This is a genomic window from Bellilinea sp. (assembly GCF_053501535.1).
Map to the genome: position 1 here is coordinate 1 of NZ_JBRCOK010000003.1, position 20,538 is coordinate 20,538.

21 protein-coding genes, 1 other RNA gene and 1 other annotated feature are annotated in these 20,538 nt (G+C 50.3%); of the genes, 21 read left to right on the forward strand and 1 reads right to left on the reverse strand.

Features of this window, described 5'->3' with window-relative positions; all coding sequences use genetic code 11:
• The 16 genes from ACWIZX_RS00090 to ACWIZX_RS00165 all read left to right on the forward strand — a co-directional run.
• On the forward strand, positions 1-523 hold a 523-nt coding region (locus ACWIZX_RS00090; RefSeq protein WP_448334413.1), incomplete at its 5' end, for a potassium channel family protein.
• A gap of 141 nt (positions 524-664) precedes the next feature.
• The gene (rpmH, locus tag ACWIZX_RS00095; RefSeq protein WP_061918065.1) at positions 665-835 is read left to right on the forward strand and encodes a 50S ribosomal protein L34; all 171 of its coding nucleotides are present in this window, start codon (positions 665-667) and stop codon (positions 833-835) included.
• A gap of 21 nt (positions 836-856) precedes the next feature.
• On the forward strand, positions 857-1,276 hold the full coding sequence (gene rnpA / locus ACWIZX_RS00100) for a ribonuclease P protein component (RefSeq protein WP_448334414.1): 420 nt from the start codon (positions 857-859) through the stop codon (positions 1,274-1,276).
• A 28-nt stretch (positions 1,277-1,304) separates the two neighbouring features.
• Complete coding sequence (gene yidD / locus ACWIZX_RS00105) at positions 1,305-1,541, forward strand: membrane protein insertion efficiency factor YidD (protein WP_322792390.1); 237 nt, start codon at positions 1,305-1,307, stop codon at positions 1,539-1,541.
• A 39-nt stretch (positions 1,542-1,580) separates the two neighbouring features.
• Positions 1,581-2,639 (forward strand): outer membrane protein assembly factor BamB family protein, encoded by a 1,059-nt coding sequence (locus ACWIZX_RS00110; RefSeq protein ID WP_322792384.1) that lies wholly within the window; start codon positions 1,581-1,583, stop codon positions 2,637-2,639.
• A 14-nt stretch (positions 2,640-2,653) separates the two neighbouring features.
• Positions 2,654-3,466, forward strand: coding sequence for a YidC/Oxa1 family membrane protein insertase (locus ACWIZX_RS00115; protein WP_448334415.1), 813 nt, complete (start codon positions 2,654-2,656; stop codon positions 3,464-3,466).
• 48 nt (positions 3,467-3,514) lie between these two features.
• Positions 3,515-4,303 (forward strand): RNA-binding cell elongation regulator Jag/EloR, encoded by a 789-nt coding sequence (gene jag, locus ACWIZX_RS00120; protein WP_322792382.1) that lies wholly within the window; start codon positions 3,515-3,517, stop codon positions 4,301-4,303.
• Positions 4,304-4,369: 66 nt separating this feature from the next.
• Complete coding sequence (locus ACWIZX_RS00125; protein ID WP_448334416.1) at positions 4,370-5,539, forward strand: glycosyltransferase; 1,170 nt, start codon at positions 4,370-4,372, stop codon at positions 5,537-5,539.
• A gap of 13 nt (positions 5,540-5,552) precedes the next feature.
• A complete protein-coding gene (locus ACWIZX_RS00130; RefSeq protein ID WP_448334417.1) occupies positions 5,553-6,857 on the forward strand; it encodes a thymidine phosphorylase in 1,305 nt (434 codons plus the stop codon).
• A gap of 20 nt (positions 6,858-6,877) precedes the next feature.
• A complete protein-coding gene (locus ACWIZX_RS00135) occupies positions 6,878-8,926 on the forward strand; it encodes a glycosyltransferase family 39 protein (RefSeq protein WP_448334418.1) in 2,049 nt (682 codons plus the stop codon).
• A gap of 60 nt (positions 8,927-8,986) precedes the next feature.
• Positions 8,987-9,247 (forward strand) — a binding site (T-box leader).
• Positions 9,248-9,293: 46 nt separating this feature from the next.
• Positions 9,294-12,446, forward strand: a complete 3,153-nt coding sequence (gene ileS, locus ACWIZX_RS00140; RefSeq protein WP_322792378.1) for an isoleucine--tRNA ligase — start codon at positions 9,294-9,296, stop codon at positions 12,444-12,446.
• A 192-nt stretch (positions 12,447-12,638) separates the two neighbouring features.
• Positions 12,639-13,655 carry a lysylphosphatidylglycerol synthase transmembrane domain-containing protein gene (locus ACWIZX_RS00145; RefSeq protein WP_322792377.1) on the forward strand — a complete coding sequence of 339 codons (1,017 nt, stop codon included), beginning with the start codon at positions 12,639-12,641 and terminating at the stop codon, positions 13,653-13,655.
• Between the two features lie 23 nt (positions 13,656-13,678).
• Complete coding sequence (locus tag ACWIZX_RS00150; RefSeq protein WP_322792376.1) at positions 13,679-14,008, forward strand: hypothetical protein; 330 nt, start codon at positions 13,679-13,681, stop codon at positions 14,006-14,008.
• A gap of 40 nt (positions 14,009-14,048) precedes the next feature.
• On the forward strand, positions 14,049-14,699 hold the full coding sequence (gene ribA / locus ACWIZX_RS00155) for a GTP cyclohydrolase II (RefSeq protein ID WP_322792375.1): 651 nt from the start codon (positions 14,049-14,051) through the stop codon (positions 14,697-14,699).
• The gene (locus ACWIZX_RS00160) at positions 14,686-15,414 is read left to right on the forward strand and encodes a RibD family protein (RefSeq protein WP_322792374.1); all 729 of its coding nucleotides are present in this window, start codon (positions 14,686-14,688) and stop codon (positions 15,412-15,414) included. Before ribA ends, ACWIZX_RS00160 begins: the two co-directional genes overlap by 14 nt.
• Positions 15,415-16,446: a hypothetical protein gene (locus ACWIZX_RS00165; protein ID WP_448334419.1), complete on the forward strand. Its 1,032-nt coding sequence runs from the start codon at positions 15,415-15,417 to the stop codon at positions 16,444-16,446.
• On the opposite strand, the gene ACWIZX_RS00170 is transcribed toward ACWIZX_RS00165, so the two are convergent.
• Entirely contained in the window at positions 16,437-17,390 is a 954-nt protein-coding gene (locus ACWIZX_RS00170) for a lysophospholipid acyltransferase family protein (RefSeq protein ID WP_322792372.1), read from the reverse strand. The two genes, ACWIZX_RS00165 and ACWIZX_RS00170, sit on opposite strands and share 10 nt — an antisense overlap.
• A 67-nt stretch (positions 17,391-17,457) precedes the next feature.
• Between ACWIZX_RS00170 and ACWIZX_RS00175 the strand changes: the two genes are divergently transcribed.
• The 5 genes from ACWIZX_RS00175 to ssrS all read left to right on the forward strand — a co-directional run bounded on the left by ACWIZX_RS00175 (position 17,458) and on the right by ssrS (position 20,495).
• Positions 17,458-17,835, forward strand: a complete 378-nt coding sequence (locus ACWIZX_RS00175; protein ID WP_322792371.1) for a 6-pyruvoyl trahydropterin synthase family protein — start codon at positions 17,458-17,460, stop codon at positions 17,833-17,835.
• Entirely contained in the window at positions 17,836-18,915 is a 1,080-nt protein-coding gene (locus tag ACWIZX_RS00180; RefSeq protein WP_448334420.1) for a glycosyltransferase family 4 protein, read from the forward strand. It begins immediately after the preceding gene.
• Between the two features lie 17 nt (positions 18,916-18,932).
• Positions 18,933-19,844, forward strand: coding sequence for a class I SAM-dependent methyltransferase (locus ACWIZX_RS00185; RefSeq protein ID WP_448334421.1), 912 nt, complete (start codon positions 18,933-18,935; stop codon positions 19,842-19,844).
• Complete coding sequence (locus tag ACWIZX_RS00190) at positions 19,844-20,299, forward strand: GIY-YIG nuclease family protein (protein WP_448334422.1); 456 nt, start codon at positions 19,844-19,846, stop codon at positions 20,297-20,299. The genes ACWIZX_RS00185 and ACWIZX_RS00190 overlap by 1 nt, the downstream gene beginning before the upstream one ends.
• A 19-nt stretch (positions 20,300-20,318) precedes the next feature.
• Positions 20,319-20,495: non-coding RNA, 6S RNA (ssrS, locus tag ACWIZX_RS00195), on the forward strand.
• The last annotated feature ends 43 nt before the right edge of the window (positions 20,496-20,538 follow it).

A 20,538-nucleotide genomic window follows, 5' to 3' on the forward strand; every position in this document is an offset into this window, starting at 1 on the left:
GGAAAAGGCTGGCGCAGAAAAGGCGGATGTGCTGGCAGCCTGTACAACTGAGGACGAGGTCAATCTGGCAATCTGTTTCATGGCGCGCAGCCGCTACAAAGTACCCCGCACCATTGCACGCATCAATAACCCACGTAATGCGTGGCTGTTTGACCACAAGTTTCATGTAGATGTGGCGGTCAATCAAGCTGAAATTATGGCGTCCATCATCGAAGAAGAGATGTCGCTGGGCGACATGATGACTCTGATCAAGTTACGGCGGGGAAATTACTCCCTTGTAGAGGAAAAAGTCCCTGCTGATGCACCGGCGTTGGGGATTGCAATTAAGGACCTCAATTTACCCGAACACTGCGTTATTGCTGCCATCATCCGTCATGGCGAGGTAATTGTGCCGCGCGGCATCACCACTTTTGAACCGGGTGACGAGGTTCTGGCTGTGGCAGATCCGGTAGGTGCCCGGCAGCTGGCCAAAATGCTTTCGCCGAACAAGGCTGGGAATGGCCGGACTGGGAATGGGGTTTGACCGCTGCTCAAGCATAGAGTATAATTTGCTTCTACATTCTGCTATCACCTGTGCACTGCGGAAATCGCCAAGCATATCGAAATCAGTTTGGCAATTTGCGCAGGACACAGTGGCTAAAACCAATGATGAAAGGAAAATGATATGCCCAAACGGACATACCAACCCAAAATTCGCCGCCGTGTTCGCGTGCATGGCTTCCGTGCGCGGATGGCAACCGCTGATGGACGGCAGGTGTTGAAACGCCGCCGCCTGCGCGGCCGCTACCGCCTGACGGTGACTGCCAACAGCCATGTCAAAAAGGTACGCTGGTAGTCTGTGTTTTCTCTGCAGGTGATGCCCTCTGGGCGCAGCCTGCCGTTCATTGATTTTCAATGGACGGGTTCATGGGTGAAGCGCAAATTCAGGTTAAGACGGACGAGCGATTTCAAGCGGGTGCGACAAACCGGCAGGGTATTCACGCACCCGTTCCTTGTGTTAACCGTCTTGCCCAATGAAAACAGCGGTATCCGAATTGGCATTACCGCCAGCAAGGCAGTGGGCAGCGCTGTGCAGCGCAACCGCGCAAAGCGGCGTTTGCGCGCAGTGGCAGATTCCATGCTTTCCAAATTGCCCGCCGGATGGGACATGGTGTTGATTGCCCGCAAACCCGTACTGACCGCCGATTTTGTGGAATTAAGGGAAGCGGTGATTGGGCTGATGGAACGGGCCGGTTTGCTACCGGAAAGTAGAAAAGAATTCGATGATCGAACATGATTATTCTCACGAACCCCGCTTACGGGATTTGCCGTTCAATTTCAAAACGGCCCCCCGCTGGGTATTGCTGGGTTTGATCCGCCTGTATCAGAAATTCGTTTCTCCCGCTTTGCCGGCCAATACTTGCCGTTTTTACCCAACCTGTTCGCACTATGGTTATCAAGCCATTTACAAACACGGTGCGATTAAGGGTTTGTTTATGGCAGTTTGGCGGGTGCTCCGCTGCAATCCTTTTAACCCCGGCGGATATGATCCTGTCCCGTAAAGTCTACCTGAGCAAATGGATACTTACACGAAAAGATCTATGAAAAATTCGAAAATCCTGTTGATTGCGTTGTTTCTTTTGGGGGGTGTGTTGTTAGCATCCTGTGGTGCGCCCCTTTCCGGGTCGAGCTGGCCGGGGGTGAGCTCGAACGGTGATACGGTGTATGTTGCCTATATGCAGCACGTTTACGCGGTTCGTGCTGCGGATGGCAGTATGATCTGGCGTTTTCCAGAAAAAGCCGGAAGACAAATGTTTTTTGCTGCGCCGGTCCTCGCCGATGACCAGCTGCTTGTTGGTGATTACGAGAATGTTTTACACAGCCTGGATCCCAACACGGGTGTGGAGAAGTGGCTCTTTGCGCAGGCTCAGGCCGATTGGATTGCCAGTCCGCTGGTGGTGGGAGATGTAATCCTTGCTCCCAATGCCGACCATTTTTTATATGCCCTTTCTAAAAATGGCTCACTGTTATGGAAATTTGAAACCGGACGGGCATTATGGGCGCAGCCGGTCAGTGATGGGGAAACCGTTTATCAGGCATCCATGGATCACAAGGTGTACGCAATCAACATTCGGGATGGTCAGAAGCTCTGGTCGGTGGACGTGGGGGGTGCGGTAATTTATTCCCCAGCCCTGGATGCAGAAGAAGGTACCCTTTATCTTACCACGCTGGCGCGCAATTTGATGGCGATCAACACGCGGGATGGTTCGATCCGCTGGCAGCGAAAATTTGAAGGCGGGATGTGGACTCAGCCAGCCTTAAAAGATGGTCGGCTTTTTTTGGGAGATTTACAGGGAATGGTATATGCCATTTCTGCCGCAGATGGAACGGAAGTCTGGTCGCAAAAAGTAGATCAGCCGGTGACCGGTAAGGCAGCCGTTCTGGATAGTCGGGTGGTGTTTCCAACCGAAGATGGAAGTCTGATTGCCATGTCGCTGGAGGGAGAACGATTGTGGAGCCGAACATTTGAAGGCAAATTGTATACTGGACCGGTAGTTATCGGTGACCGTCTGGCAGTCGGTATAGCCGGCGGAAAAGAATTTTTGAAAATGGTCTCGCTGGATGGGCAAGACCTCTGGACGTTTGTTCCACCAAAATAAGTGAGGTAAAAGACATGTGGGACGCTTTGATTATCACGCCGTTTATCAATACCCTGCTGTTCATCTACAATATTGTAGGACAGAACTTTGGGATTGCGATCATCCTGTTCACGCTGCTGATTCGGGTAATCACCCATCCCTTGATGGTTCGTCAAATCAAGGGAGCGCAGGCGATGCAGGAACTTCAAAAAAATGAGAAGTGGCTCAAGATTCAGGAGAAGTACAAAGGTGATCGCGAAAAACTGGCGCAGGAACAAATGGCGCTTTACAAAGAACTGGGCATCAATCCGTTTGCTTCCTGTCTGCCGACCCTGATCCAGCTGCCGATTATTTTCGGTTTGTATCAGGCGATTATTTCTGCTCTGGCCAGCACTCCACTGGATTTGCTCCGCTTAATTCGTCATATCTATCCCGGACTGTTGCAAGTTGAATCGCTGATCCCGCTGAATTCACGCTTCCTGTGGATGGATTTGGGTCAACCAGAGCGGCTATTCATTCCAGGTTTGAGTTTTGGCATCCCGGTGCTGGTCGTTGTGGTTGTGATCACGACCTATGTCCAGGGAAAGTTGATTGCCACTCCTTCAGCCAACCCTAAAGATCAAACGGCCGCGATGTCGAATATGATGAATTTGTACATGCCGGTTTTCATGGGCTATCTGGCCTATACGCTGGCCTCTGGTTTGGCGTTGTATTTCGTCGCCTCGAATCTGATTGGTATCCTCCAGTATGCGATGTTGGGCAAGGTCAATTGGGGAAATGTGTTCCCATTTTTGAACAAGCAGCCAGCCGCGGCGGGAAGCGGCGGGAAAAAATCCTATTCCAAATAAGGCATCATTCTCCCTGTTGTATTGGAAAAGGGAAGATTTGAGGAATCTATGAATCACGAGAAAACCACCCTTGAAATCATTGCTCCAACTGTGGAAGAAGCGGTTGCCAAAGGATTGACTCAACTGGGTTTACGGGAAGAAGAGGTTGAAGTAGAAGTGCTGGACGCCGGCAGCCGTGGATTTCTCGGTTTAGGCAGCCGGCAGGCGCGTGTTCGATTGTGGATCAGAGAAAAAGAGGGAATTCAAAATTCCACCACCCTTGAAAATGAGCAAAAGCGAGCTCTGCAAATCGAAAAAAAGCGAACCTCATCTTCGGCTACACCTCAATCAACTCCTATGGAGGCAGATTCGCAAGAAAAGTTTATTTTGCAGACTGCCGAACAAATTACGGGAGAGCTGCTGCAAAAAATGCACCTCAAAGCCCGCCTGAGAGCTACCATGCTCCCTCCGGAGGATGAGAACGATCAGCCGACCGTGATGGTTGAGGTGCAGGGTGAAGATTTAAGTATTCTAATTGGCCGCCGTTCGGAAACATTGAATGCCTTGCAGTATATCACCAGTCTGATCTTAAGTAAGGAGGTCGGCAAGTGGGTGCCGTTGATCATTGATGTTCAGGGTTACCGTGCGCGCCGTGAACGTCAGTTGAAAGTGTTGGCGCGCCGGAGTGCCGAACAGGTTGTGCACACTGGCAGGAAAATTACACTGGAACCCATGCCAGCTAACGAACGGCGTGTGATTCACCTTGAGTTGCGCGATCACCCGGACGTAACCACAGAAAGCGTTGGCGAGGAACCTAACCGTAAAGTCACGATCTTTCTCAAAAAGCATCATTCTTGAAATCTCGGTAAAAACAGGACTTTTCAATCAGAATATTGAAAAGCCTGTTTTCTTTATGGAGATATCGTGACGATCTGGCAGTTCCTCATCTCCACACATGCAGATGGTTTGCTGGGTTACCTGGTTGTTATTTTAACAATTTCAGTATTTAATCTGTTTTGGTTTCGCAAAATAGAGCATTACCCTCCCGCAAGAACAAAGCCGGCGGTATCGGTACTTATTCCGGCGCGCAACGAGGAAGCGAACATTGCTGCCTGCCTTGAAACGGTGTTGGAGCAGGATTATCCCATATTGGAGATATTGGTGCTGGATGACCAGTCCACCGACCGCACTGCAGAGATAGTGCGCCAGTACTGTCAACAGGATAGCCGTCTGGCTTTAATTGAGGGAAAACCACTGCCTGCCGGATGGTTGGGAAAACACTGGGCCTGTCAACAACTCGCTGAGCAGAGCAGAGGTGAATTGCTCCTTTTTTTAGATGCGGATACCCGCCTTCACCCCCATGCCTTAAGATATGCGGTTAATGCGCTATTGCAGGAAGCGGTTAATTTATTGAGCGTTGTGCCCAAAGAGATTGTCAAGAGCTGGGGGGAGCGGCTGATTCAACCGTTTTTTCTTTGGGCTGTTTATACGGTTTTGCCGTTAGGTATTGCCAACAAGGTTCAATTGGAGTGGCTGACCTTCACGATTGGTCAGTTTATGCTGTTTGACCGCCGCGCTTATTTTGCCATTGGCGGCCATGCAGCCGTTCGCAATGACGCAGTGGATGACCTGGCGCTGGGTCGCAGAACCGTTCAGCACGGTTTTCGCTGGTGGCTGGCTGATGGGACTTCGCAGGTAGAATGTCGGATGTATCATTCGTTGAAGCAGGTGATCGAAGGCTTTAGTAAAAATTATTTTGCTGCATTTCGGTATAATCTGGTTTCGTACGGCTTTGTTTTCACATGGTTGACGTTGGTGTATTGGGAACCGCTGATTGTACTTCTTTTGAATGGAGCGGGCGTTGGGGTTGATTATTTCCCCACCCAAAAAGCCTTGCTGGCTGTGGGGCTTTCGTTGTTGATTTGGATTCTGGTGTATGCCCGCTTAAAATTCCCGGTTTTTCTGGCTGTTTTTTATCCCTTTACCATTCTTTCTAATTCCCTGATTGCAGTGCGGTCATTTTACCTGACCTTGAAGGGTACTTCCACCTGGAAAGACCGCCGCATGGAAAGACCAAAAATCCGCTTTTTCTGACGGAGGAGATCTTATGAAAGCCGTGGACATTATCATCAAAAAACGTGACCGGAAAGTGTTGAGCCGGGAGGAAATCGAGTTTTTTGTGCAAGGGTTTACCCGCGGAGAAATTCCGGATTATCAGGTGGCAGCCTGGGCAATGGCGGTCATGTTGAATGGAATGACGGAACAGGAGACCACTGATTTGACTCTGGCAATGGCCTATTCCGGGGAGGTGCTGGACTTGTCGGAGGTTGTACCCATAGCGGTGGACAAGCACTCGACCGGAGGGGTGGGGGATAAAACCACCCTGGTGGTCGAACCGCTGGTGGCAGCGTGCGGTTTGCCGGTTGGCAAAATGTCCGGGCGCGGACTGGGCTTCAGCGGCGGCACGCTGGACAAGATTGAGTCGATTCGCGGCTTCCGTACCGATTTGAGCAAAGAGGAGTTTATCCATCATTTGCGAACCTACGGGCTGGTGCTGACCGGTCAAACCGGAGATTTGGCTCCAGCGGATGGTAAATTGTATGCTTTGCGGGATGTAACCGGTACTGTCCCATCGATTCCCTTAATTGCATCCTCAATCATGAGTAAAAAAATTGCCGGGGGAGCACAGGCCATTGTGCTTGACGTAAAGGTGGGGGTAGGTGCGTTTATGGAAACGCTGGAAGATGCTCGTCAGCTGGCAGAGTTAATGGTAGCGATTGCCCGTCTTTCAGGCCGTAAGGCGGTGGCGGTCTTGTCGGATATGAATCAACCGCTGGGATACGCGGTGGGCAATGCGCTGGAATTGCGTGAAGCGATAGATACCCTGCATGGCAATGGCCCGGAAGATTTCTACGAACACTGCATGGAAATTGCCAGCCACATGCTGGTGATTGGCGGAAAGGCTCAAGATTTACGCGAAGGGCGTGACCTTGCAGAAGAGGCTTTGCGTGAAGGACGGGCATGGCAGAAATTCCGGACTCTCGTTCAGGCTCAGGGCGGGGATGTCAGTATGGTGGATCATCCGGAGAAGCTGCCAGTCGCTCCTTTTATCGAGGAGGTGTATGCCGGTCAGGAAGGGTACCTGTCTGCAATCAATGCGCGTGAAGTGGGGGAGACCTCGGTAGATTTAGGGGCCGGCAGGGCCAAGAAAGGCGACCCAATTGATCATGCTGTTGGACTTGTTGTTTATCATAAAGTCGGAGACTTTGTCCACAAAGGGGATCTGTTGTTTACCATCCATGCCAGTGACCGCTCAAAACTGATGCAGGCTAAAGAGCGGTTACTGGCAGCGCTCAGTTGGAGTATTGCTCCTGTTCAGCCGCTTCCATTATTTTATGGCGTGATTCAGTAAGTCATTTTGCCTGTCCTGCAATGAAGCTAAACCGATTTGAGGCGATTTTTACCGTTATCGTCATTGCCGTTCATCTGCTGGTTATCCTGGCACCGATGAACAACCTGCTGGATAGGTGGTTTACTACCGATGATGCTTTTTATTACTTTCAGGTAGCGCGCAATATCAGCGAGGGACGGGGCTCCAGTCTGGATGGTTTCAATCTCTCGAATGGTTATCATCCCTTGTGGATGGGGGTTTTAATTCCCTTTTTTGCGCTGGCACGCTTTGACCTGTTTGTGCCTTTGCGGCTGGTGGTTTTCCTGTCGGTATTGATTTCGCTGGCAACCGGAATTTTGCTGTATCGCTTTCTTTCTCGTTCTGTAAATCCGAGCCTTGCGAAGCTGGCTGCGGTTTTCTGGGTGCTTTTTCCTCCCATCCACCGTTCGGTAACTCAACTGGGGATGGAATCAGCGCTTAATGCTTTGTGCGTGATTGTCCTCATTCACCAAACCAGCCTGCTGCTGGAAAAGCCCATTTCCGACGAAAAGTGGCGTGACCGCTTTATTTTGGGGGTAATGGCTTGCTTTGCCTTGTTTGCGCGGCTGGATAATGTGTTTTTGATTTTGACAATTGGCTTAGTTCTTGTGTTTCGCTCCCAGAGAAAATTCATTTTTTGGCTCGCCTATTTACTTGTTGGGTTGATTTCTATTTACCTTGCATTTTTCACCCGGATCGGGTTCCCCCGCTTTTTGACGGACTTTCAATCCACACTCTATGCTATGGTTGGGATTGGCGTGCCAATTAAGCTCCTCTTTGCTTTTGCGGGAGGGATGTTTATTCCTGTGTGGAATGGAATTCGCAAGGAATTGATTCGGGTGGTTATGGTCAGTTTCACTTCTACCGGATTGATCGGAGTGATTTTGTTGATATTGAATGCCGTAGAGGTGGTTGGAAGCTACCCTCGCCTGGTTGTTTTGCTGGATGTCTTCTTCAGTGTTTTATTATTCTTACCCGTCCGTTGGTTAGCGGTTCGACTGGTGGAAAAGGATAAGGGCGATGAAACCTCACCTTTGCGTGAATTTTCTCGAAATTTTTGTGATTGGTTCAGGCGTGGAGCCGGCTATGCTCTGCCCGTTGTGATTTTGCTGATTTTTTACCTGCTGCTTAACCTGTACTGGTTTGGCACTCCCACACCGGTCAGTGGTCAAATCAAACACTGGTGGGGCACGATTCCCGATGTGGTATATGGAAAACCGGTAAATTCCATGCCTGCCTTATTTGGATTTTTTGAAAATAGTGGTCAAAGTCCTTGGTGGTTGCTCTTCCTGCCGGTGTCCGTTATTTTGGATACATTATTGGGCGGACTGGAAGGACAAACCACGAGCGTGTGGTTGAAAAACGGTTTAATGCTCGGCTGGTTGGCCTTGCTGCTGGCGGGTCTGTGGCTAAGGATAAAGAAGCGTGGTATCGATGCGCAGACTTTAATGATTTTTCCATTGTTGACTGCTTGTCTGCTTCAAATCTTATATTACACCGGTAGTTATTACGTTAATCATCGCCCATGGTATTGGGTCAATCATTTAATTCTCGGTGTACTTTTGTATTCCTTTTCACTGGATGGTTGGAATTCATTGGTTTCTGCGACGGAAAACAAATCAGTCCGTTTGCCTGCTTTCAGCACTGTAGTGATGGTGGCTGTGGGGCTTTGGGGGAGTACCTATCTCTTGAGTTCCTTTGCTTTACAAAAAGATGATAAAACAGCTTATTACCTTGAAGAAGTGGAACGGTTGCAACAACATACCCCTGCAGGGGTCAGAATTGGAATGCCGGGTGGCGGTACAACGGCTTATTTTATTCGCGGGCGCACCATTGTCAATCTGGATGGTTTGATCAACAGTTTTGATTATTTTCAGCACCTCAAGAGTGGGCGAGGTCGGGATTATCTGGATCAAATGGGCTTAGATTATGTATTTGGTAACCCGGGTATGATCGAGGATTCTGCCCCGTATTACCAGCTGCTGGAGGGGCGGCTCGAACCTGAGGCGGATATTCTGGATTTCAGACTGTACCGCTACCGCTTACCCTAAAATTGTGGGCTGAAGAGCACTTGCCATTCGTTCAATTTCATGGCATAATTTTGCCAACTTGTAAAAGCGATGATGGAAACGAGTAAGTTTGTGCGCAGCCACAGCGAACCCGGGCGGGTGTGAGCCGGGTGCACAGCGACAGACTGAAAATCCTTCCGGAGCTGCAAACTGAACACAGGTTCGCCTGTCAGTAGGGGCGCCGGCTTCGCCAGCCGTTAGCATGGGCGCGAATATATCCTGAAAAAGGCGTATTCGGCAGAGAGCCTGCTTTTTAGGCAGGAAACAGGGTGGTACCGCGAGAAAACCCCTCTCGTCCCTGTGTGGACAGAGGGTTTATGTCTTAAATTCAAGTATTTGAGGAGTGAGCATGTTTCGACCGGTTTCTCCAAAACTCAATATCGTGCTGATGGAAGAGGGTGTGCTACGATTCTGGAAAAAGAATCAGATTTTCCGTAAATCACTGGAACAGCGGGAAGGCTGCCCGGAATACGTGTTTTATGAAGGCCCACCAACGGCGAATGGTAAACCGGGCGTTCATCATGTGCTTGCGCGTGCCTTTAAGGATGTCTTTCCCCGCTATAAAACGATGCAGGGCTTTCATGTCAACCGACGCGGCGGTTGGGATACCCACGGCCTGCCGGTGGAAATTGAAGTAGAGAAGAAACTCGGTTTTACCAATAAACAGCAAATTGAAGATTTCGGGATTGCCCGTTTCAATGAACTTTGTCGGGAATCGGCTTTCTCCTATATTCAGGAATGGGAGAAACTGACCGACAGGATTGCCTTTTGGGTAGATTTGGAAACGGCTTACATCACCTATACCAATGATTATATTGAGTCGGTGTGGTGGATCTTGAAGAACTTTTGGGAAAAGGGATTGCTGTATCAGGGGTTCAAGGTCGTACCCTATTGCCCGCGCTGCGGTACACCCCTTTCCGATCACGAAGTTGCTCAGGGGTATGATGAAGCAACGGATCCATCGGTATTTATACGGCTGCCACTGGTTGATGAGCCTGATACATCGCTGCTGGTATGGACGACAACACCATGGACATTACCTGCGAACGTGGCGGTAGCCGCACATCCAGAGGAAACCTATGTAGTGATCGAAAGAGATTTGGAAGAAGGTGGAAGTGAGAAATTAATCCTGGCCGAAGCCTTGCTGGAAAAAGTTTTTGATGGTCAACCATATCGTCTTGTAAAGAAGATGAAGGGTAAAAGCTTAAGAGGCAAGCGTTATCAACCCTTGTTTACTTTTGTGCCGCCGGATAAACCGGCTCATTATGTGGTGCTGGGTGACTTCGTGACGACTGAGGATGGAACGGGTCTGGTTCACATGGCACCGGCGTTCGGCGCCGAAGATATGAGCGCGGCGCTGGAATTTGACCTGCCGATCCTGATGACGGTTGCTCCGGATGGTACTTTTATCTCAGATGTGCGCCCATGGGCGGGCGTATTCGTCAAGGATGCGGATCCTCTGATCACCGAAGACCTGCGGCAGCGTGGGCTCCTCTTCCGTTCGGGTACGTATACCCACACTTACCCCTTCTGCTGGCGCTGTGATACGCCGTTGCTGTACTATGCCCGGCCTACGTGGTACATTCGCACCAGCCAGTTCAAGGAACGAATGGTTGAATTGAATGAACAGATTAACTGGTATCCGGGGCACATAAAAAGCGGCCGGTTTGGCAACTGGCTGGCAAATAACATTGATTGGGCGCTGGGACGTGAGCGGTACTGGGGCACTCCCTTGCCAGTCTGGGAATGTGAGCAGTGCAAGCATCAGGAGTGCATCGGATCGGTGTCTGAGTTGAGTCAAAAAACGGGGCGCGACCTCTCCGGATTGGATTTGCACCGCCCTCATGTGGATGAAGTTTTCTACTCATGTCCGCAGTGTGGTGGTAAAATGCGGCGCGTTCCGGAGTTGATTGACGTGTGGTTTGACTCGGGTTCAATGCCTTATGCTCAATGGCATTACCCCTTTGAGAATCAGGAGATTTTTGCCCGACAATACCCGGCTGATTACATTTGTGAGGCGGTGGATCAAACCCGTGGATGGTTTTACTCATTGCACGCTATCAGCACACTGCTCAACGATCAGGTTAGTTTCAAAAATGTGATCTGCCTTGGTTTGATTCTGGACGGCAAGGGCGAGAAGATGTCCAAATCGCGCGGCAACGTGGCTGACCCGTGGGATGTATTGAACAAACATGGTGCCGATGCCATGCGCTGGTATCTCTACACGGCCAGCCCGCCCGGGCAAGAGCGGCGATATTCTTCTGAGCTGGTTTCGGAAGTGGTACGCAACTTTACGTTGACGCTTTGGAATACCTACTCTTTCTTTGTGACTTACGCCAATCTGGATGGCTGGAAACCGGATGCTTCGGTTGTGCCGCAGTACAGTGATTTGGACCGCTGGCTGCGCTCCAGCCTGCATACGCTGGTACGGGATGTGACCGCGGCAATGGAAAATTACGATGTTTTGGGGGCTACCCGTCCCATTGAAACCTTTGTGGATCAATTATCCAACTGGTATTTGCGGCGTTCGCGGCGGCGGTTTTGGAAGAGTGAATCGGATGAGGATAAACGGGCAGCCTATGCCACGTTATACGAAGCGCTGGTGACCATTTCTAAGCTGCTTGCCCCTACCATGCCCTTCATGGCAGAAGAGTTGTATCAAAATCTGGTGCGGAGCGTGGACGAAACAACGCCGGAATCGGTGCATCTGGCACGCTGGCCGGAGTATGACCCGCTTGTGATTGATGAACGGTTAAACCGCGAAATGGCATTGGTGATGAAACTGGCATCGGTGGGCCATGCAGCACGCAACAAGGCTAATCGTAAGGTGCGCCAGCCTTTGGCGGAAGCAGCTTTTTCGGTTGGAACGGCTGAAGAAATGCGAGTAGTTGAAACGTACGCTGATTTGCTGGAAGATGAATTGAATGTCAAAAAAGTGCGCGTGTTGGATACCACTGCTGAGGCGGTAGCCTACTCACTCAACCCGCTGCCAAAGCAATTAGGGCAAAAGTACGGTAGTAAATTCCCGGCAATCCGCAAGGCATTACTGGAAATGGATGCCGAATCTGCTGCTAAAAAATTGCTTACCGGCCAGTCGCTTGATGTAGAGGTTGATGGAGAAACTTTCACCATTTTACCGGAAGAGGTGGAAGTTCGGGCAACGGCACGCGAGGGCTTTGCAGTTGCCAGCGAGGGGGCTTATCTGGCCGCATTGGTTACAGACTTAACGCCGGAATTGGTCAAGGAAGGCCTGGCAAGGGAGTTTGTGCGCCGGGTTCAAGATTTACGTAAACAGGCTGATCTGGATATTTCAGACCGCATCCGCTTGTATTACACTGCCACACCCTTGCTGACCGAGGCTGTGGAGGAATTTTCCAATTACATTCAAGCCGAAACTTTGTGTGTTGAGATGGTCAATTCACAGCCAAACGAAAATCTGCCCACTACACAGGATAACTTTGATGGACAGGAAGTTCGCATTTCCTTGAAAAGGGTTGAATAGGAAAGTAGAAGCGTTGCAAAGGGGCTGTCCAAAAAGTAAGGGGACAGCCTCTTTTTTTGCTGGTCAAAACGGGTCTATTTGACCTCTTTTTCCATACCCATCGGGCTACCTGATCGTTCTTTCCAGACAGCCCCTTTTAAATAAACCGTACAAAAACTTTACAAACCCGGTCGAGTTGGTACAATAGAGTTGATGAAATCGAAACGTTTCAGTTTTAAGTGGATCTGGTTGCTGTGGCTGGCAGCGATTCCATTATTCGTGTGGTCGCTCAAAACAACCCCTTTAAAAGAAATTTACCGCCTGCTTGGCAACCTTCACCTCGCCCAAATTCTGGTTTTGGCGGGCGTCAATCTCTTGATTTTGCTGGTGATTTCATTCCGTTGGCAAATCATTTTGCACGCTATGGGAGAAAAAATCCCTTTGAACAGGGTCTTGAGTTATCGGCTGACCAGTTTCGGGGTCAGTTATTTTACACCCGGACCGCAATTCGGTGGCGAGCCGGCACAGGTGGCTCTCTTGACCCGCAATCATGCTGTACAAACGGTCAGCGCGGTTTCGAGTGTCTATCTGGATAAATTATTGGAATTGCTGGTTAATTTGCTGGTAATTGTGGGGGGAATGTTCTTTGCTTTGAGTACAGATTTTGGGCATGCTGTCCTCAATCGCAATGACTGGATACCCGTTCTTGGGCTTGGGTTGATTCCTGCGGCTCATCTGGTTGCGTTGAGAACAAAACATTACCCTCTTCAATGGCTGGCAGAAAAGAGTGGGTCGCTCCAGTCAATGCGCACATGGATTAGAAAGCTGGGCAATCTGGCGGCTGAGGCTGAATACCAAATTGCGGCTTTGCTGGAAAGAAATCCAAAGAGCTTGCTGCTGGCAATTTTGGTTTCTTTTCTCTCGTGGGCGGGGATGATTTTTGAGTATTTTATCGCTGTTCGGTTTCTGGGAATGCAAATCAGCGATGCGCAAATCATCTTTGCGTTTGTGCTTTCGCGGCTCGCCTTCCTGGCGCCAATGCCGGGCGGCTTAGGGGTTTTGGAAGCCAGTCAGGTCTTTGCCATGCAGGCAATGGGGCTGCCCGCAGCGTCGGGATTGGCATTGAGTTTGTGGATGCGCGCGCGGGATGTGCTGATTGGTTTAGCGGGTTTGGGGCTGGGCGGCTGGACTCTGGCTCGCCCGCTTGGCTCGCTTCAAAAGGAAGTCTGACTTCGGGAAATGGAGTAGCTGCTATGAAAAAACGTGCTGGAATTGACTGGCTTGGAGGTTTAATTATTTTATTGACGGCTGCAACCGCGGGAATTCACATTTCCTTGCTGTTTCCAGATGTGGTCTTTATCCTGAATGGTCTGGGTTTCCTTTCTCTGGCAGCTGCTTACTTTTTGCCAATTCCGTTATTCGTGCAGCGGAGAAAATGGGTTGCCTGGGCGTATGTGGGCTATACCCTCGTAACCATTCTTTTATGGGTTGCCATTGGTGAGCGATCTACGCTTGGGTATTTGACCAAAGCCATTGAGATAGCCCTTTTGATCAGCGTGTGGTTGGATTATCGCCGCAGGTGAAGCGGTAGCCGTCAATCACTTTACTTGCCGAGGTGTTGTCATGGAAGAACCCTTAATCTTAAATCAAATTGTGTGCGCTCGAGTACCTACCGCAGTCGGAGAATTCCAGCTGTGCCTTTACACCAATAACCGGGACGATAAGGAACATCTGGCACTGATTCGCGGGGATGTGTTCGGACGCGAAAATGTGCCCGTTCGCATTCATTCAGAATGTTTTACGGGGGATGTGTTGGGATCGCGACGCTGTGACTGCGGTGAGCAGCTCCATCATGCCATGGAGTATATCGCATTGGAAGATTGCGGCGTGATCGTTTATTTGCGGCAGGAAGGGCGCGGAATTGGTTTGATGGAAAAGCTGCGCGCTTACAACCTGCAAGATCAGGGGTTGGATACGGTGGATGCCAATCTAGCACTGGGGCATCCGGAAGATCAACGCGAATACAGTATGGCAGCGGCTATTTTGAAGGATTTGGGTGTGCGTTCGGTGCGGCTTTTGACCAATAATCCGGACAAAATTGCCAATCTGGAGAGCCACGGCATTCATGTGGTTGAGCGAATCCCGCTTATCCCCACCATATATCCGGACAATGCAGCTTACTTGATGACCAAAATCAAACGCATGAATCACCTGCTGGATGTTGAAGTCCTCCAGTTCGTCCATTCTGAATCGAACCGTAATGGAAAACATTGAGGAGAATGAACTTCAAATTATTGATTGGCTGAACCAGCATAAAACCAATGTCGTAAGCAAAGGGAAACCGCTGGTTACGCTGAGTTATGCGCAGTCACTGGATGGAAGTTTGACTGTCCGACGCGGTATGCCGGTAGGTTTAAGCGGGCCGCAATCCCAGCGTCTCACCCATTGTTTGCGCGCCAATCATGATGGCATCCTGATAGGAATTGGTACCGTACTTTCAGATGACCCACAATTGACCGTGCGTCTGGTAAGCGGCAGGAACCCGCAACCGATTGTGCTGGATTCGCGTTTGCGCATCCCACTGGAATGTCAATTGCTGCGCCGCCAGCAAAACAAAGCCTGGGTAGCCTGTGCAAAGACAGCCGAAGAAAACCGCCAGAGCTCCTTGTTGAAACAGGGCGTCGAGTTGATTCGATTACCGCGGCGCGGAGACCGCGGATTGGACTTACCAGCCTTGCTTGAAGAATTATGGCGACGTGGAATTGAATCGGTCATGGTGGAAGGTGGAGCAAAGGTTTTGACCTCTTTCCTCACTGAAAGGCTGGCGGATGTGGCTGTCATCACCATTGTTCCGCGCTGGCTGGGGGGGGTGAATGTCATCAGCCGTCAGCGAGCAATGGATCATTTACCTTCACTTTCCAATGCCCGTTACACTGTATTTGGCAGGGATGTGGTTGTTTTCGGCGTTTTGGAATGGATGGAGCGCTAAATGAAGCGGCAGGTACTGGTTCATCGGGGTGTTCGTAAAATCGAGATTATTGAGGAAGAGTGTCCTCCACCTGCGGAGGATGAGGTGCTGATTCAAACACGCTTTAGCGGCATCAGCGCGGGTACCGAGGCTATGATCTATCAGGGTTTATTTCCCGATCAACTTGCTTTGGATGAGAATTTGCCCGCCCTGGCTGGAGAATTCAAGTACCCTTTTCGTTATGGATATTGCTGTATCGGTCAGATTGTGGATATTGGGAAGAACATTCAGCCCACGTGGAGGGGGAAACGGGTGTTTGCGTTTTATCCCCATGCCAGTCATTTCACTGTCCCGTTGAGTTCCTTAATTCCCTTACCGGACACATTGCGTGATGAAGATGCGGTTTTCCTGCCCAATATGGAAACAGCGGTCAATTTTTTGCAAGATGGCAGACCGATTTTGGGTGAGGCTGTGATTGTATTTGGGCTGGGCATGGTTGGACTGCTGACCTGCGCCTTGTTAGGGCAGTTTCCTCTCGGTTTTTTGGGGGGAGCAGACCTTTTTCCCCAGCGCCGTCAGATTGCCCTCAGCCTTGGCGCTGACATTGCGCTCAACCCGGCTGAATTTTCACAGCCTGGGTCACTTCGCCGGGCTTTCATTTCGGCTGGCTTGCCACACGGCGGTGCGGATTTGGTTTATGAACTCAGCGGCGTGCCTGATGCGATCAACCAGGCGATTGAAGTGTGTGGTTTCTACAGCCGTATACTGATTGGTTCCTGGTATGGTAAGAAGATTGCCGCCGTGGACTTTGGCGGTCATTTTCACCGCAACCGTATCGGTATTTTTTCCAGTCAGGTCAGCAGGATAGATCCCTCTTTGAGTGGGCGTTGGGATAAACAGCGCCGCTTCGAGGTGGTTTTTGAACAACTGGAAAGAATCAAACCGGGCAATTGGATCAGCCACCTTTTTCCACTTTCCGAGGCTAATCAGGTATTTGATCTTCTGGTGGATTCTCCGCATGAAGTGCTGCAGGCTGTATTCAGTTATCTTTGAATTTGTCCTGTTGCCGTAAGGGTGGGGTATGAGGCTGAAGAATCTCGTTGTTGAATCTTGCGAATCGTCTGTTCGTAAAGCGGGCGGATTTGTTCAATTAATTGACGGGTGATGTCTTCCGGGCGGCGATAGTCAGCCAGCGGACGGGTATCCATCAACGGTAAGATATCCACGCGCACATCCACAGGCCATTGGGTGGGGAAGAACTCCCGCATGAGAATTTGCAGTGTGGCAGCCAGCCGGCGTTGATCTTCAACCCTGCGGCGCAGCAAGGTGAGCGGATGGCGCACGGAAGGAGCCGCGATAACCCCGCTGACCAGCACGGGCAGTACCGGCAAGCCGGGAATTAGACGAACAAATAAACCGGTGCTGATGGACCATTCGTTCAGTGATTCCAACGCACCCGGCAGGATTTTGGGGTCAGGCTCAATTTTGCCTGCTGGAAAGGTCAGTACTGCCCCGCCGGCACGCAAATGAGCAGCGGTTTGGCGGATGACTTCGCCGCGGTGTTGCTCGGCCTCGGGGACAAAGAACAAATAACCAGCCGTAGCCGGCAAAGCCCTCAGGAAAGGACGCTCTGCTGCCAGTATACGCAAATCCGGACGGCGCAAGGCAGCAAACAGGGCAAGGGTATCTGCCATGCCGGGGTGGTTGGAAAGGATCAACACCGCTCCATTCTGAGGCAGGTTTTCCTGCCCGCTTATGGTCAGTGATCGGACGTATTCGGGCAGTATGCGCTGCGAGCCGCCGGTCAAGCCGCTTTCGGCAACGCCTCTGTCGAAATCCAGAACATGCCGCGCAAATTTACGCGCAGGGTAGTCAAACAAGCGCTTTGCCAGCCAGCGCCCGAACCGCCATTTCTGAATGCCAAACGAGACCAACATGTCTTCGATGTTGATTTCAACCAAAGCCTGTTCACTGGCGTCATAATCCGCTGAGTTCATGTTAAGATTATAGTAGATTTAAACCCTGTTTTGGGCTTATGCCAATTTTTGTAAAAGGAGTTTTACCATGTACCGGGTCGGCGTTCAGCGTGAATTCATTGCCCAGCATTATCTGATCGGCGGAGATTGGGGTGCAGAAAACCAGCTGCATTCCCACCCATACCGTCTTGAACTGGAATTAAGCGGCAGACAATTGGATCAGCATCAGTATCTGGTGGATATTGTTGCCATTGAGGATACGCTTGACCGTCTGATTGGTTATTTTCGCGACCACACGCTGAATGATTTGCCGGAATTTGCGGGTGTGAACCCCTCTCTGGAGCATTTTGCGCGGTTATTGTGCGAATCGCTGGCAGAGCAGTTTTTAGCTGGCCCGGTTGAACGGATTTCGGTTAAATTGTGGGAAAATGCAGTTGCCTGGGCGGGCTATGAGGTGGGGCGTTAGGTGAGAGTGGGGCTGGTCATCTACGGTGATTTGAATACCCTTTCGGGAGGGTATTTATATGACCGTAAACTGGTGTCGTTTCTTCAAAGCCAGGGAGATAATGTGGAAATCATCTCCCTGCCATGGCGCAATTATCCGCGCCACTGGATGCACAACTTAAACCCTGCCCTGCGGGAGCGCCTGCGCGATTTGCGGGTGGATGTTTTGCTTCAGGATGAACTCAATCATCCATCTTTGTTTATCCTTAATCATCAATTGAGAAAGGATGTACCCTATGCGCTGGTGAGCATCGTACATCATCTGCGCTGCATGGAAGAGCATCCGCGGGTTTTGAGGTGGTTGTACCGGCAGGTGGAACGACGTTATCTGAATTCGGTAGATGGGTTTATTTGCAACAGCCAGACAACGCTGCAATCGGTGAGCAACCTGCTGAAAGCGGAAAAGCCGGCTGTGGTTGCTACACCGGGCGGCGATGCGTTAAGCGCGGAAGGAGTAGAAACCAAATTCAATGCGCATAGCCAAAATAATGATCTTCACTTCATCTTTGTGGGAAATTGGATTCCCCGTAAAGGGCTGCATACGCTCTTAAGGGCATTACAAGATTTGACATCCTTTCATTGGCAACTCTCTCTGGTGGGCAGAACTAACCTGCAACCATCCTATGAGAAGAAAATTCGACAAATGATCGAATCTGGCGGGCTGGGTCAGCGCGTAAGAATTTACGGCGCGGTTTCGGATGATGAACTGGTCAAAATTTGGCAGTCCGCTGATATTTTGGTCGTGCCCTCCCAATACGAAGGATTTGGCATTGTGTATTTGGAAGCGCAGCGGTTTGGGGTTATTCCCGTAGCAGGACAATCCGGCGCAGCAAGTGAGATCATTCAGTCAGGCGTCAATGGTTTTCTTGTTCCACCCGAATCACCGGCTGCGTTGAAGAAAGTGCTACTGGAATTATTAAGCGATGCGGATTTGAGGGTGGCACTCAGCAAGGCGGCGCGGAGACGTTACGAGGAGTTTCCCACCTGGCAGGAGAGCATGGCAACTGCACGCCGCTTTCTCATCGGGCATTTTTTGCATTGAAAGGAAAGGTCGGAATAATGGAATTCTCCTTTACCCGCTATTTATCTTCTAAAAGATCGGTGGATGACCGGGCGCTCAATCGGCGGGTGTGGGAAGCGCTGAAAAACGAAATTCATCAAACAGCTCAGAAAGAAAAAGTCAGGGTGCTTGAATTGGGTATGGGAATCGGAACGATGTTCCAGCGGTCATTGGAATGGGGTTTGTTGAACCATGCGGAATATACGGGAATTGATGCAGAAGGCGAGAATATTGAGACTGCCCGTAAAATCATTCCAAAATGGGGGAATGCGGGCGGCTGGAATATTCATCCAATCGAGGAGCGCCAAACCCATGAGGATACCCAGGGGGTTGCCTACCGGTTTATAAAAGCGGATTTATACGACTTCCTTCGGCAACCACAATGGCAGAAATACTTCGATGTGGTGATTGCCAATGCTGTGCTGGATCTGGTGGATTTGGAAAGCGTTCTGCCGATGATCAGGTCATGTTTGAGGCAAGATGGACTGGGTTACTTTTCGATTAACTTCGATGGAACCACAGCCTTTGAACCGGTGATTGACGCAGAATTGGATGCGCAGATCATCCGCTATTATCACCAAAGCATGGATGAGCGGCTTGTGAACGGTAAGCCGACAGGTGGGAGCTGCACCGGCCGGCGTCTTTTTCATGCGTTGAAACGAGCCAATTTTGAAGTTGTGGAAATTGGGTCATCGGATTGGGTAGTTTTTCCGCAGGCGCGTCATTACCCGGCAGATGAGGCTTATTTTTTGCATTTCATCCTGCACTTTTTTGAGGAAACCATTCCAAAATACCCCCAAATCAATCTGATTGCTTTTGAAAACTGGCTCAGGGCTCGCCGTTCTCAAATCGAGAGGGGTGAGTTGATGTTTTTAGCTCATCAATTCGATTATCTTGTAAAGAAATCCTGATGTTTGCGAATCTGCCTTCCGCTCGTGGAAGTTATCTTCTGGTGTTGCGAATACACCAGTGGATTGAACTGTCCGTTGGCAGGTTGGGTTCGTTTTCATTTCCAGATGGTATGTATGTGTATTGTGGTTCGGCATTGGGCAGCGGGGGCATTCGCGGGCGATTGAAGCATCACTTGAAAATCCATACTTCACCGCGCTGGCATTTCGACTATCTGCGTCCGCATGGTGAAATTATGGAAATAGTCTATTTGGCGGCAGAAGAACGTTTGGAGTGCCGCTGGAGCCAATTCTTTTTGAATCAACCGTCTGCCTTTATAGCGGCGGCAGGTTTTGGCGCCGGTGATTGTCTGAATGGATGTACCGCCCACTTAATCGGCTTTCCCGAACATCAAATTTCACAAATTTTAAGAAATTTCACCCTTGCGTGGAACTGCCAACGCCTACCCATCCAATAAAAAATGTGGTATAAGTTGATTAACCCTGCTGTGTTCGTGATGCAGCACGACCGGTTTTGAGCCAACACCAATAAAGAGGGTTCCACTATCACTGGAGTGACGCGATAGACTTCGGTCAAGGCGGATCTCGGTGGAGGATCCCAAACCTGCGAATGCAGGTTCAAAACTACGCAGCACACGGCACGGCGGGGGGTTTTTTTATCTCCTGCCGGAATACGGTATGGAGATTTTTTGTTGAC

What these genes read in the sequence shown, in the direction of transcription:
- rnpA (WP_448334414.1), top strand. Translation starts at nt 857, where the DNA reads ATGCCCTCTGGGCGCAGCCTGCCGTTCATTGATTTTCAATGGACGGGT.
- ACWIZX_RS00170 (WP_322792372.1), bottom strand. Translation starts at nt 17,390, where the DNA reads ATGAACTCAGCGGATTATGACGCCAGTGAACAGGCTTTGGTTGAAATC.
- ileS (WP_322792378.1), top strand. Translation starts at nt 9,294, where the DNA reads ATGTTTCGACCGGTTTCTCCAAAACTCAATATCGTGCTGATGGAAGAG.
- ACWIZX_RS00130 (WP_448334417.1), top strand. Translation starts at nt 5,553, where the DNA reads ATGAAAGCCGTGGACATTATCATCAAAAAACGTGACCGGAAAGTGTTG.
- ribA (WP_322792375.1), top strand. Translation starts at nt 14,049, where the DNA reads ATGGAAGAACCCTTAATCTTAAATCAAATTGTGTGCGCTCGAGTACCT.
- jag (WP_322792382.1), top strand. Translation starts at nt 3,515, where the DNA reads ATGAATCACGAGAAAACCACCCTTGAAATCATTGCTCCAACTGTGGAA.
- ACWIZX_RS00185 (WP_448334421.1), top strand. Translation starts at nt 18,933, where the DNA reads ATGGAATTCTCCTTTACCCGCTATTTATCTTCTAAAAGATCGGTGGAT.
- ACWIZX_RS00190 (WP_448334422.1), top strand. Translation starts at nt 19,844, where the DNA reads ATGTTTGCGAATCTGCCTTCCGCTCGTGGAAGTTATCTTCTGGTGTTG.
- ACWIZX_RS00135 (WP_448334418.1), top strand. Translation starts at nt 6,878, where the DNA reads ATGAAGCTAAACCGATTTGAGGCGATTTTTACCGTTATCGTCATTGCC.
- ACWIZX_RS00175 (WP_322792371.1), top strand. Translation starts at nt 17,458, where the DNA reads ATGTACCGGGTCGGCGTTCAGCGTGAATTCATTGCCCAGCATTATCTG.
- rpmH (WP_061918065.1), top strand. Translation starts at nt 665, where the DNA reads ATGCCCAAACGGACATACCAACCCAAAATTCGCCGCCGTGTTCGCGTG.
- ACWIZX_RS00150 (WP_322792376.1), top strand. Translation starts at nt 13,679, where the DNA reads ATGAAAAAACGTGCTGGAATTGACTGGCTTGGAGGTTTAATTATTTTA.
- ACWIZX_RS00165 (WP_448334419.1), top strand. Translation starts at nt 15,415, where the DNA reads ATGAAGCGGCAGGTACTGGTTCATCGGGGTGTTCGTAAAATCGAGATT.
- ACWIZX_RS00110 (WP_322792384.1), top strand. Translation starts at nt 1,581, where the DNA reads ATGAAAAATTCGAAAATCCTGTTGATTGCGTTGTTTCTTTTGGGGGGT.
- ACWIZX_RS00145 (WP_322792377.1), top strand. Translation starts at nt 12,639, where the DNA reads ATGAAATCGAAACGTTTCAGTTTTAAGTGGATCTGGTTGCTGTGGCTG.
- ACWIZX_RS00115 (WP_448334415.1), top strand. Translation starts at nt 2,654, where the DNA reads ATGTGGGACGCTTTGATTATCACGCCGTTTATCAATACCCTGCTGTTC.
- ACWIZX_RS00160 (WP_322792374.1), top strand. Translation starts at nt 14,686, where the DNA reads ATGGAAAACATTGAGGAGAATGAACTTCAAATTATTGATTGGCTGAAC.